Source organism: Pseudoduganella namucuonensis (assembly GCF_900116645.1).
Classification (GTDB): domain Bacteria; phylum Pseudomonadota; class Gammaproteobacteria; order Burkholderiales; family Burkholderiaceae_D; genus Rugamonas; species Rugamonas namucuonensis.
Window position 1 is genome coordinate 37,369 of the sequence record NZ_FPBO01000023.1, and the last position, 12,470, is coordinate 49,838.

General features: G+C 69.2%; 8 protein-coding genes. 1 reads left to right on the plus strand and 7 read right to left on the minus strand.

Annotated elements, in window-relative coordinates; translation table 11 throughout:
- Positions 1–71 precede the first annotated feature (71 nt).
- The gene (locus BM436_RS22040; RefSeq protein ID WP_218164907.1) at positions 72–941 is read left to right on the plus strand and encodes a PP2C family protein-serine/threonine phosphatase; all 870 of its coding nucleotides are present in this window, start codon (positions 72–74) and stop codon (positions 939–941) included.
- A 76-nt stretch (positions 942–1,017) separates the two neighbouring features.
- On the opposite strand, the gene tagF is transcribed toward BM436_RS22040, so the two are convergent.
- The 7 genes from tagF to BM436_RS22075 form a co-directional block, all read right to left on the minus strand.
- Entirely contained in the window at positions 1,018–1,704 is a 687-nt protein-coding gene (gene tagF / locus BM436_RS22045; RefSeq protein WP_093557686.1) for a type VI secretion system-associated protein TagF, read from the minus strand.
- The gene (gene tssM / locus BM436_RS22050) at positions 1,704–5,261 is read right to left on the minus strand and encodes a type VI secretion system membrane subunit TssM (RefSeq protein ID WP_093557687.1); all 3,558 of its coding nucleotides are present in this window, start codon (positions 5,259–5,261) and stop codon (positions 1,704–1,706) included. The genes tagF and tssM overlap by 1 nt, the downstream gene beginning before the upstream one ends.
- Positions 5,258–6,730: a type IVB secretion system protein IcmH/DotU gene (icmH, locus tag BM436_RS22055; protein ID WP_093557688.1), complete on the minus strand. Its 1,473-nt coding sequence runs from the start codon at positions 6,728–6,730 to the stop codon at positions 5,258–5,260. Before icmH ends, tssM begins: the two co-directional genes overlap by 4 nt.
- A gap of 27 nt (positions 6,731–6,757) precedes the next feature.
- The gene (gene tssK, locus BM436_RS22060; protein ID WP_093557689.1) at positions 6,758–8,089 is read right to left on the minus strand and encodes a type VI secretion system baseplate subunit TssK; all 1,332 of its coding nucleotides are present in this window, start codon (positions 8,087–8,089) and stop codon (positions 6,758–6,760) included.
- Between the two features lie 21 nt (positions 8,090–8,110).
- On the minus strand, positions 8,111–9,793 hold the full coding sequence (gene tagH / locus BM436_RS22065) for a type VI secretion system-associated FHA domain protein TagH (protein ID WP_177307416.1): 1,683 nt from the start codon (positions 9,791–9,793) through the stop codon (positions 8,111–8,113).
- A gap of 141 nt (positions 9,794–9,934) precedes the next feature.
- Entirely contained in the window at positions 9,935–12,028 is a 2,094-nt protein-coding gene (locus tag BM436_RS22070) for a type VI secretion system Vgr family protein (RefSeq protein ID WP_093557691.1), read from the minus strand.
- Positions 12,029–12,048: 20 nt separating this feature from the next.
- Positions 12,049–12,438, minus strand: coding sequence for a DUF4280 domain-containing protein (locus BM436_RS22075; protein WP_093557692.1), 390 nt, complete (start codon positions 12,436–12,438; stop codon positions 12,049–12,051).
- Positions 12,439–12,470: the final 32 nt, after the last annotated feature.

The window sequence follows — 12,470 nt, forward strand, 5'->3', positions numbered from 1 at the left end:
GTCTTTTTACACTGCTGCATGCTAGCATGCGGTACTTGGGGTTTGCGACATTTTCAACGATAGGAGATATCTTGGGCAACTGGAAGCAATTATCGCCGTCTACGCTACATCGGCTGGACATGGGCCTGGCCTATGGACTGACGGATGTCGGCACCGTGCGAGAAGCCAACCAGGATAACTTCTTCATCGCGCCCGACATCGGCCTGGTGGTGGTGGCCGACGGCATGGGCGGCCACGAGGCCGGCGAGATCGCCAGCGCCGACGCCATCACCCTGCTGCACAGCTTCATCGAGGCGGCCCGCGGCAACGCGCCCGCCGCGCCAGACGACGCCACCGTGCCCGCCTTCCACGCCAGCGCCTTCGATCCGGTGCAGGCCGATCCCGACGCGACCTGGACCGACGCCACCATGCGCGCCATGATCACGCTGCACGACGCGGTGGAATTCGCCAACGAGCGCATGTACCAGACCAACCGCGCCAACCACCAGCCCGACGGCACCGGCATGGGCACCACGCTGACAGGCATGTGGCAGGTGGCGCCGGACGGTCCCGTGTTCATCTTCCACGTGGGCGACAGCCGCCTGTACTGCTTCCGCCAGGGCCGCCTGACCCAGCTCACGCGCGACCAGACGCTGTACCAGCAGGCGCTGGAGGCCGGCATGCAGGAGCCGCTGCCGGCCCGCAACCTGCTGCTGCAGGCGCTCGGCCCAGCGCACGGCATCAAGCCGGACCTGCAGACGCAGGCCGTGGCGCCGGGCGACGTGTACCTGCTGTGCAGCGACGGGTTGTATGGCAACTCCACGCCGGAGGCCATCGCCGCCATCCTGTCGCGCGTGCGCGACGACAACCTGCCCGCCTGCTGCGCCGAACTGGTCGACATGGCCAAGCGCGACGGCAGCCGCGACAACATCACCGCCGTGCTGGTGCGCTGCGGCGATTAAAACCACCAGCGAATTCCGGGGTCGGACCCGACGGGTCCGACCCCAGGGGTACGCCGCTGGTTTTCGCTCCGCCTGGTCAGCCGCCCGCCCACCCCGTCTGCGCCCAGTTCCCCGCCAGCAGTCCCGCGAACGCGGCCGGCGCCGGCAAGCCGCGGCACATCAGCAAGCTCGGTTCCACCTGCGCCGAGCCGTCCGTCCACCAGATGCTCTGGCCCCGCAACGCGGCCGCCGCCAGCAGCGGCGCCTGTGCCGCCACCGCGTCCACGGAGGGCAGCGGGACGCGGCTGCCGGCCGGCCCGCCCTGCCCGGGCAGCGCCAGGTCGCTGAGCGGCTCGGTGGCCAGCAGCGCTGCATCGAACTGCTCCAGCGCGAAGCCATGCTCCAGCGACGACAAGGCCAGCGCCTCCAGCCGGTCGAACCACGGCGCGCAATTGGCCACCCAGTCCAGCACCGCGCCGCCGCCCGGCGCGCCCGCCGCCAGCGTCAACGGGAAGTGCCGCCCCACCCGGTCCACGCTGGGCATCAGCACCCCGGCCCAGGCGTTGTTGTCGCACACGCCGGGCGCCAGCGCGAAGCGCCAGATCGGGCTGGTGAGATAGGTGTCCAGCCAGCGCGGCCCCAGCGCGCCGCGGCTGGCTTGCAGCGAGGCCTGCAGCCAGCCGTCCCACACGGCCAGCATGGCCTGCGGCAGGCGGCGCGACACGAAGTCGCCATGGCTGGTGACCTTGCCGAAAAAGCCGGGCGCCAGTTCGGGTTCCTCCATCACAGCGACTCCAGGCAACGGAACTGGTCCACGCCGTCGCGCCTGAACGGATTGTTCACGCTGCTGGCGGTCAGCTCATAGATCATCTTGCGTCCCTCCAGGTCGAAGGTCAGCTTGTAGCGCTCCCCCTGCGCGGACGGCTCCAGCACGGCCTTGTCCAGCATGCGGAACCAGGCCCACGGCCCCTCCGTGCGCAGCTCCGTGACGCCGGCTGGCGCCACGTCGAAACGCACGCCGTTCACGCCCTTGCCGCTCGGGATCTGGAAGGTGGCCGCGCCCTGCGGCGCCTTGGGCGCGAACGCCAGCACCTGGCCATCCACGTCCAGCGCCACCCGGGTGAAGGACGCGTCGGCGGCCAGCGGTTTGAGGTCGAAGCGCACCGAGGCCAGCTTGCCCCCGCCGCCGAAGAACTTGTCGCGTATCTGCGCGGCGCGCTGGAATTCGTTCAGCACGTCCTGCCCCATGCCCAGCGAGACATTGTTCACCGTGCGCCAGCGCCATTGCGCGCCGCTGGTGTCCACGTAGTTGGCCAGGTGCTTCTGGAAGAAGTCGTCCGCCATGCCGCCGGGCGCGAAGAAGCGGCCGAAATCGTCGGGCGTGGATTCCAGCGCGGCCTTGCGCGCCACCGGATAGCGGCCGGCGATGGCGGCGCGGCAGAACAGCGCCGGGCCGGTCTTCCACAGCGCGTCCAGCCGGTCGCGTTCCGTGCCCAGCGTGAGGCCGGAGCCGGCCGTGTCCACGTTGCGCGCCAGCGCCGACAAGGGCGGCGGCAGGCTGTCGGCGTCGCGGCGCAGCTTGGCCAGCGCGTCCGCCGGCGGCGCGGGCTGGCCGGCGGCGCGGGCGCTGTTGGCCGCGTCGAAGTAGGCGGCGACGTCCTTCAGCTTGAGCAAGAGGTTGTCCAGGCCCGTGACGGTGCCGATGGCGCCCGCCTCCACCATCTTGTGCAGCGGCGCGAAGTGCTGGTCGACCGGATTGACGGGCTGGGTCTCGGCCGGCAGCACGTCCGGCACGCCGGTGTTCAGCGCCGACTCCAGCCGCTTCTTGGCCGCGTCGCCCAGCTGCTTGACGGTGCTGGCCGCCGCGTCCACGGCGGAGATGGTGGACTTGACCTTGTCGAGCCGCGTCTGTTTCACGGCCGCCTGCAGGAATTTGCGCAGCGGCGACTCCTGGCCGGACACGCTGGCGATCACGCGCGCGGCCTGGTCCAGCGTCGTGAACGGCGCCAGCGTCACATCGGCCAGCAAAGCGTCCCACTGGCGGATGTAGTCCTCGTAATACATCTGCTGCACGGCCGCCTTCATCTGCGCGGCGTCCGCCGGCGTGGTGACGGCCTCGCGCTGGTCCAGCACCCAACTGTCCTTGACCACGTCCGCGATGGCCGCGTCGATCTGTTCGGTGAACTTGCGGTAGCCGGCCAGCGTGAAGGCGCCGGGGATGCCGCGCGTGAGCGGCTGGCCGCTTTGCCGCGTCAGCACCACGGCCGCGTCGCGCCCCGCCACGGCGGTCACGTCGAAGTCGGGCAGGCCGGAGGCCACCAGCTCGCGCTTCAGGCGGGTGTAGACCCGCTCGCCCATCGGCATCTTCGCCAGCGCCAGGCGCACCTGGGCGATCAGCTTCGCGTCCAGCTGCGGCGGGGCCTCCGCCTGGCTGTCCGGGTCCAGCATCGCCGCCACGTGGCGCGACAGGTCCTGGCGCTGCGGCTCGTTGGCCTCGGGCAGGCTGCGCGCCCAGTCGTACTCGAGCCATGCGCGCACCGCCGCCGGGTCCAGGTGGTTGCGCTCGCCCAGCATCAGGTACACGCGCAGCAGCTCGTACAGGTATTCGGCGTTGTTGGCCGGGCCGCGCCGCAGCTGGGTTTCCATCTGGTCCAGGATGCGCGGCAGCAGCGCCTCGCGCAGCACGCGGTGGTAGGCGACGATGGAGCCCTCGCCCAGCTTGCCGCCCTGGTACAAGCCCATGCCCATGGAGAACGGCACGTCCGCGCCCCGGTCGTCGTAGCCGCCGGGGATGTCGCGCAGCGCGTTCAGCAGCGGCAGGGCCGCCAGCGGCGAAGGGTCCTTGGGCAGCGCGCGCGCCAGCCGGTCTATCTCCAGCGTGCGCGCGGCCACGTCGTCGACGTAGCTCCGGTTGCGCACATAGCTTCCCAGCAGGCCGGCCGAGACCAGCACCAGCATGATGGCCGTCAGCGCCATGGCGCCCCACTGCAGCAGGCGGCGGTTGCGTTCCAGCTTGAGGTTGGCGCCCGCCAGGTCCTTCTCCTGGAAGATCACCTCGCGCAGCAGGCGCGTGATGAAGTAGCTGCGGCCGCCGAAGGCGTTCGCCGGCAGCACCTTGCGGTCCAGACCGAAACTGGCGGCCAGCGTGGACATCACGCGGTCGATCGGGCTGCCCTCCTGCGTGCCGCTGGTGAAGTAGACGCCGCGCACCAGCGCGGGCTGCTCGTAGGAAGTGGCCTCGAACACGTCGGTGAGGAAGGCTTCCAGCACGTCGCCGATGGCGGCGAACTGCTGGGGGAAGTTGTACATCAGCGCACGACGCTGGATGTCGCGCTCCTGCTGCATGCGCTCCAGCAGGCGGCCCTGCAGCTGCGCCTGCAGCGCGTCGAATTCGGTGGGGAAGGATTTCAGGCCGGCGTCCGCCTGTTCCTCCGCCGCCAGCGGGAAGGTCACGCCCCAGACCTGGGTGCGGTCGTCGCGGCCCAGGTTGTCGAAGAACTCGACGAAGCCGGCCAGCAGGTCGCATTTGGTGACGATCACGTACACGGGGAAGCGGATGCCCAGCTGCTCGTGCAGCTCCTGGATGCGGGCGCGGATCGCCAGCGCCTGCGCGCGCCGCGCCACTTCGCCTTGCTGCAGCAGGTCCGCCACGCTGAGCGCGACGATGACGCCGTTGATCGGGCGCCGGCCGCGGTGCTTGCGCAGCAGTTGCAAAAAGCCCTTCCAGGCGGCCTTGTCGACCTCGGTGTAGCTGTCCTGCGTGGTGTAGCGGCCGGCGGTGTCGAGCAGCACGGCTTCGTCGGTGAACCACCAGTCGCAATTGCGGGTGCCGCCCACGCCGCCGATGGCGCCCTTGCCGTGCGTGTCGCTGAGCGGGAATTTCAGCCCGGAGTGCACCAGCGCGGTGGTCTTGCCGCTGCCGGGCGCGCCCACGAACATATACCAGGGCAGCTGGTACAGGCCGGCCGAGCCGCCGCCGACGCGGGACTTCTTCAGCACCGCCATGGCCTCCTGCAGGCGCTTGGCCAGCAGGGCCATCTCGGCGGCGGTCTCCTTCTGGCCGGGCGCCGGCGCGGGCGCGCCGTTGGGCTCGCCCGCCACGCTTTTCATCAGGCGGCGATTAGCCAGCTTGGCCGATACGATCTTCCAGCCGAACCAGCAGGCCCAGGCCAGGAACAGCATCCAGATGATGAACCAGCGCACGCCGCTGTCGGCGAACGGTTCCTTGCCGTCGAAAGCCAGCAGCGGGGCCTCGAACCAGACGATGAGAGACAGCAGCAGCACGCCGATGAAGGTGAGCACCGGCGGCTTGATGAGCCAGTTGAAGAAGCGTTTGATCATGGGGCGGCGGGCGTCAATACGATGATGACCACGCGCCGGTTGCGCGCGCGGTTGGCGGAGCTGTCGTTCGGCACCAGCGGTTCGGTCTCGCCGCGGCCCTCCGCGCTGTAGCGCGCGGCGGGGCCGGCCTGCTCGGCCAATGTGCGCGCCACCGTGGCGGCGCGGCCCTTGGACAAGGCCCAGTTGGACGGGAAGCGCGCCGAGGTGCTCGGCACGTCGTCCGTGTGGCCGATGACGATGACCTTGCCCGGCACCGGTTTCAGCGCCTCGCCGATGCGCTTGAGCAGCGGCTCGTACGAGCGCTCGGCCTCCGCGCTGCCGGACTTGAACACGCCGTCGCCGTGCAGCACGATGGTGGAGCGGTCCGGCGTCTCGGTGACGCTGACCAGGCCCTGCTCGATCTCGGGCGCGAGGAACTTGGCCACCCGCACCGGCGGATTGGCCATGGGCGGCGGTGGCGGCGCGGGCGCGACCAGGCGAATGCGCTGCAGGGCCGCGAACACCGGGTCCGACTGGCGGTTCAGCACGAAGTTCAGGCCCAGGTGCAGCAACAGCAGGACCAGGCCGGCGATGGCGGCCATCACCCACACGGGGATCAGCCGCATCAGGCCGGGACGCTTTTCATTCGAGCCGCGCCAGCGCAGCGACAGCGCCGGCTCCAGCGGGCCGCGCTCCTTCTGGATCAGCTGCTGCAACCGCTCGCGCAGCAGGTCCAGCTGGCCGCGCCCGCCGTCGATCACGCGGTAGCGTCCTTCCAGGCCCAGCGCCAGGCAGAGGTACATCAGTTCCAGCACGTGCAGATTGGCCTGCGGCTGCTGGCACAGCTTCTGCAAGATGATGAAGAACTTCTCGCCGCCGAAGGCCTCGTTGTGGAAGGCCACCAGCAGGCTGCGGCTGGCCCACACGCCGCCCCCGCCCCAGGGCGTGCTGGAGATGGTCTCGTCGAGGAAGGTGCACAGCGAGTAGCGCGCGACGGCGATGGCCTCCTGCGAACAGCCGGCGGCCTTGGCGTCCACCTCGAACTTCTTGATGGCCGAGACCAGTTGGCCGCGCAGGCCCTCCACGTTCGGATGGGTGGCCATGATGCGCAGCGGGACCACCAGGTCCAGCAGCGCGTTGGCCGCGCCCACCAGCGGATTCACGCCGTTCAAATGCGCGCGCGGGGCGGCGGCCAGGGGGGCCAGCGCCGCGTCGTAATTGGTCACGGGCGCGGCCGGGCCCTCGCCGGGGACGCCGCCGGAAGGATGGGCGCCGCCGCGCAGGCCCTGCGACAGGGGATCGGCGCCCGGGCCGGCGGCTCCGCCCGGCCCGCCGTAAGCGCCCGCCTGGCCGCCATAGCCGCCACCGCCGCCCGGCGCGGCCGCGTCGGCGCCGCCCAGCCCCGGCACGGGCGAAGGCGCGCCGCGCCGGCCGCCCGGCTTGGGCACGAGGATGGTGCGGTCCGAGTCCGGCAGATCTTCCTGGCTCATTGTTGCTGCTTCCGCTTTAGTGTCCGCTTATTTCCGGATCGCCCAGAACTCCATCTGCAAGCCGGGGAAGTCGCCCGCGACGTGCATGGCGAATCCGGCCGAGGTGCTGAGCTGGTGCCAGTATTCGCTGTTGCGGTCCAGTTCGAAGTAGGTGAAGCCGGCGTGGAACGGCAGCTGGCGCGGCGCCACCGGCAGCGGACGCAGGGCGATGCCCGGCAACTGCAGGTTGACCAGGTCGCGTATCTTTTCCACGGAACCGATCTTCACCTGGCGCGGGAAGGCGCTGCGCACGGTCTCCGCCGGCATGTGCGCGTTCACCATCAGCACGAAGCTGGCGGACTTCACCAGTTCCGGATCGCGCATCACGGCCACGCGGATGCCGAACTGGCGCTCCTCCAGCGGGATGGGCACGGCGTGCGCGTCCAGCACCATGGACAGGGCCTGGCGCAGGTCCTCCATCACCGGCAGGAAGGTCTCGCGCAGCTGGTCGTGGCGGTAGACCGGGTACTGGATGGCGCGCTTGCTGTTGGGGGCGAAGGTGGCCAGCTCGCCGGCCAGCTGCACCGCCTCGCGGTAATAGGATTCCGGGTGCAGGCCGGTCATCGTGGACAGGTGCGCGAACAGCGGCTCGGCGCGGTTCACCAGTTGCAGCAGCAGGAAGTCCGCGATCTCGGCGGCGCCCGCGGCGCTGGGCTGCGACAGGCGGTTGCCGAGCGCGTCGCCGCGCTGGTGCAGCAGGCCCACCACCTCGTCGGCGAAGCCGCCCAGGCGGGGCGCGACGCGCAAGTCCAGGCACGGCGGGCAGTATTCGGGGTCCAGCACCACACGGTTGTCCGGGCGGCGTTCGATCACGCGGGCCACGCCCACGTAGGCGTAGGCGTTGGCCACGTCCGATTCCAGCGCCAGCCGCAGGCGCATCTTCCCGACCTGCATCAGCGCGCTGTTGTCAATGCCGTTGCTGTCCCAGGCTTCGTGGTCGACCGTGCCGTGGCGGGCGAAATTGTCCGGCGCCGGGTTGTCGCCCGTTTCGGGAATGCCGGGCCGGCGCAGCGGCAGCGCCAGCACGATGAGCACGTTGCGCGCGTCCTCGGGTATGTCCAGCGGCAGCGGCAGGTCGTCGTCGGCGGGCAGCGCCAGCGGGGTGCCGTCCGGCAGCACGCCGGCGCAGGACAACAGCGCCAGCCTGCCCAGCGCCAGCTGCTGCTCGTCGATCTTGAGCTGGGAGAAGCCCCACGCGTAGGGGCGCAGCTTGCCGACCCGGCTTTCGAGCTGGGTTTGCAGGTAGCGGTCGTGCTGCTGCAGGTGCTGCGGTTGCAGCAGCATGCCTTCCGACCAGATGACTTTACGATTCCACGACATGTTGTCTCGCTAGCTTATGGGTTATTTGCGGTGCAGGCGGCCGATCTGCTCTTCGTAGGCAGCCGAGAACTTCTCGCCGAACAGGTGCTGGAAGTCGTCGTCGGCTTCGCGCAGGATGTCGTCGTACAGTTCCACCATGCGGTCCCACATGCGGGCCTTGCGCGCGTTGACCATCATCTTGTCCATCACGCCTTCCGGCTCCTTGGCCTCGATCAGGGCCGGGTTGAAGCGCGCCATCACGCCGTCCAGCGCGGCGCGCATGCCGGCGATCACCGCCAGTTCGTGCGCCTTCAAGTCCTCGAAGGCGCTGCCGATGGATTTCACCGGCGGCATGTAGCCGCTCAGCGCGTTGGTCAGCATCTGCGACAGCGCGCTTTCCGCGTCCGGGAAGAATTTCAATGGATTGTTGGCCTGGGCGCCCAGCACCGTCATTTCCAGGCGGCTTTCGCGCTTGGTCATGGCGCGCGCCATCAGCACGGCCATGGTGCCGGCGGTGGCTTCGCGCAGCATCATGCCGGCCAGTTCGGCCGTCTCGGCGGGCGACTTTTTCAGCTGCAGGCCGCTCAGGCCCATGCCGCGCAACAGCGCCTGCAGGACCTCGTCGCCGCCCGCCGATGGATAGACGACCGCGGCGGCCGGTTGCGGCCAGCCCGGCGCCCCGGCTGGCGGGAGAGGCGAAGCGGGCCAGCCGGCTGGCGCCCCGCCGTGGACCGGAGGCTGCGGCCAGCCGGCCGGCGCGGACGGAGGTGTCGCCGCGTGCGCGGGCCACGCGGGCTGGGAGCCGGCGGACGCACCCGCTTGGCCGGGATAGCCCGCCTGGCCGCCCGACGGCATTCCTCCGGGCTCGGGCCAGCCCTGTGCGCCCTGGCCAAGCGCCGGGACGGGCTGCTGCCAGCCTCCCCCCTGCGCGGGCGCCTGCGCGCCGACGCGCGGCGGCAGGAAGTCGGCCAGCGGATCGTAGTCGTCCGGGATCAGCATGGAAGGCGGCGGCGCGGCGGCCATGCCCGGCATCTGGGGCGGCTGCGTGGCGCGTATGGTCAGCACCGTGGGTTCGGACGAATACGGCGACACCGGCGGCGATTCCGGCACGTAGGCGGCCGGCTGCGGGGCCGCCGCGTGGCCCGGCAGCAGCGCGCCCGGCATCGGTATGAACTGGGGCGACACGTGGTCCGGTTCGGAGCCCCGGAACGCGGCCGGCTGCTGCGCCAGCGGCATGGGTTCGGCCCCGCCCAGCATGTTCAATCCCAGCGGGTCGTTGGCCGACGGCGCGGCCAGCGGATCGAATCCGCCCGCCACGTCCAGTATCTTCACGCCGGCCAACGTGTCGCGCAGCTCGTCGAAGGACGGGCCCTCGTGCGGCGACGGCGGCGCGGCGGGCTGCGCCTGGAACGGCAGTTCGGCCGAGGTCTCGGGTTCGAACACCGGCACGGCGGCCGCGCCGGGACGCTCAACCAGCACCTCCAGCACGTAGTCGCCTATCATCAGGCGGTCGCCATGCTCCAGGCTGGCGGTCTTGCCGGCGCCCACGGGCCGGTCGTTGATCCAGCTGGGATTGGCGCCCAGGTCCATCAGCGTGTAGCGGCCCTCGGCGAAGTCGATCTTGCTGTGGTTGCGCGAAATGTACTTGCCCGGATCGGGCAATTCGAGGTCGTTCCCGGCGGCGCGGCCTATGGTGCCGCCCAACTGGTCGAAACGGCGTTCCACGGGCACCGCGGGCGCTTGTTTTCGATACGACTGTATCCGCAAAGTTAAGGACATCGGCTCTCTGTATTCCGGTGGTTCAATGGCGCGTCCCTGGCCGGGACCATGGATTATAAGGGAGTAGAAACGGGCCGCGCCGGTTCATCAGTTAATTTTCACCAGCGAGCCTTCGACGGTCATGATGGCGCCCGCCTTCAGCTGCATCATCGCGCCGGCCTTCACGGTGGTGTTGGCGTCGGACTGCACCATCACCTCCGGCGATTTCACGGTGATCTTCGCCGCCTCTATCTTGATGCTGCTGCCGCCGACCTTCAACTCGATCGACGTGGAGGCCTCGATCACGATGGTCTTGGACGACTTCACCTTCTGGTCGCCCGTGACCGTCACCTTGTGGTCGCCCTTGATGGCCGTGGTCTGGTCGCCGCCCACGTCGAGCTTGCGGTCGACGCCGATCTCCAGCGTCTGGTTGTTGTCCACCTTCAGGCTCTGGTCGTGCTTGACGTTCTCGGTCTGGTCGTTGGTGATGGTGACGATCTGGTCGTGATCGATGGTCACCGTGTGGTCGTTCACCACGTGCTCCTTGTGGTCGTGGCCCACGTCCAGGCTGCGGTCGTTCTTGATGGCGATGGTCTGGTCGCCCTTGTCCTTCTTCTCGAAGCCCACCTTCAGCGTGTCGTTGTTCTTCACCACGCGGTTGTAGTCCTTCTCGGCCTGGACGTAGATTTCCTCGCTGTCCTTCTTGTCCTCGAAGCGGATCTCGTTGTAGCCGCCGCCCCCCTTGGAGGTGTTGGTCTTGATGGTGGACTTGGTCTGCTCGCCCGGCAGCGCGTACGGCGGCATGGAGTCGCCGTTGTAGACGCAGCCGGTGACCAGCGGCCGGTCCGGATCGCCCTCCAGGAAGCTGACCACCACCTCCATGCCGATGCGCGGAATGAACACGCTGCCCCAGCCCTTGCCGGCCCAGGTCTGCTGCACGCGCACCCAGCACGAGCTGGTTTCGTTTTCCTTGCCCTCGCGCTCCCAGTGGAACTGGACCTTGATGCGGCCGTACTTGTCGGTCCAGATCTCCTCGCCGGATTTACCCACCACCATCGCCGTCTGCGGCCCCTGCACCACGGGCTTGACCATGATGCGCGGCGCGCGGTAGCTGTGCTCCTTGCCGATGGCGCGGAAGTTGCAGCGGAAGTCGAAAGGCTCGCCGGCGCTGCCGCTCAGGTAATCGTTGCCGGCGATTTCATACTGCGCCGCCGTCACCAGGAACTCGCGGTTCTGGTCGTCGCGCGGGTGGCCGGTCAGCGCGAACAGGCCGCCCGGGAACAGGCCGCGCGCGTTGGTGTCGGCCGTGATCTCCTCGCATTGACCGTGCAGGCTTTCCATGCGCGCGCGCGCCAGGTCCTTGCCGGCGGCGGCCTCCACGTACAGGCCGGGATAGTCGTACATCTCATAGGACTGCTGGTCGAAGGCCGCCGCGATGGCGGAGTTGACCACCAGGCCGCCGCTGGTGCTGGCGGCCACCTTCTCGAAGTCGAAATCGTTCAGCACATAGCTGCTGGCCTGGATCTCGCCGCCGGCGGCCCAGCCGTGCATGGCCTCCTGGTCCACGATGCGGCGCCCGTCCTCGCCGGAGAACACCACCTTGGCGTAGCCGGGACAGGCCGCGTGCGCGCTGTAGGAGTCGGCCAGCACCATGGTGTGCTTGGTCTCGTCGTGCTTGAAATAGAAATAGATGCCCGCGCCCTCGAGCAGGCGGCAGACGAAGTTGTAGTCCGTCTCGCGGTACTGCACGCAGTAGCCCAGCGCGGCGTAGGTGCCGCTCAGCGCGCTCACGTCCAGGTCGATCATGCCGCCGTACGAGGAATCGGCGCACACCGCCTTGACGATGTCGACCACCGACTTCTCCTGGAAGATGCGGCAGTTGGAGGCGCGCGTCAGCAGCCAGAGCCAGGGATGGACGGTGGCCTCGTAACTGGCGAAGCCCTCGCGCCAACCGGTGCAGGCGAAGCGCGTGACGATGCCGTTGAAATGGCGCACCTCGCCGCTGGCCAGGTTCACGTGCACGCCCATCGGCTTGCCCAGCACGTCGGCGATCTTCACGTCGTGCTTGGTGCTCAGCAGCTGCACACGGTATTCGGACAGGCGGCCCAACTGTTCATGGCCGCTCATGCGGTCGAACAGCAGGACATCGGCCCCCAGCTTGGAGGTGACGGCGACTTCGCGGTTGGCTTGCGTTACAGGCATGGGACTCTAGTCTCGGTGGATCAGGGGATCATGGTTTTGACGGTGCCGGCGTTGGTGAAGCCGATCACGCCGCCCCAGTTGCACATGCACTTGGAGACGTTGTCCAGCGCGGGCATGTTGGCGATCAGGACGGTCGGCGCGCCCGGCACCCACGGCGCCGACGTCACGGGGATGCACGGCATCGGCGTCAGCACGCCCAGCGCGGCGGCCGTGGCGGCGGCGACGGTGGGATTGGCGGGCGAGTTGCACATCCCGAACGGCATGATGTTCATCATCGGCACGTGGTCCATGATGTTGGCGGCGGGCGGACCTTCGGCCAGCACCTTGTTCTTCGGGAGCACGACCAGCGACGACGGCGCGGCACCGAAAGTGCAGGTCATCATTGCCCCCATCGAGACTTGGTTTGGCATTCTTATCTCCTACGAATTACTCTTACGTCATG

Bases quoted from the DNA above. Each gene is read 5' to 3' on its own strand.
- tagF (WP_093557686.1), bottom strand. From the start codon at position 1,704: ATGGAGGAACCCGAACTGGCGCCCGGCTTTTTCGGCAAGGTCACCAGC.
- tssM (WP_093557687.1), bottom strand. From the start codon at position 5,261: ATGATCAAACGCTTCTTCAACTGGCTCATCAAGCCGCCGGTGCTCACC.
- icmH (WP_093557688.1), bottom strand. From the start codon at position 6,730: ATGAGCCAGGAAGATCTGCCGGACTCGGACCGCACCATCCTCGTGCCC.
- tssK (WP_093557689.1), bottom strand. From the start codon at position 8,089: ATGTCGTGGAATCGTAAAGTCATCTGGTCGGAAGGCATGCTGCTGCAA.
- BM436_RS22070 (WP_093557691.1), bottom strand. From the start codon at position 12,028: ATGCCTGTAACGCAAGCCAACCGCGAAGTCGCCGTCACCTCCAAGCTG.
- BM436_RS22075 (WP_093557692.1), bottom strand. From the start codon at position 12,438: ATGCCAAACCAAGTCTCGATGGGGGCAATGATGACCTGCACTTTCGGT.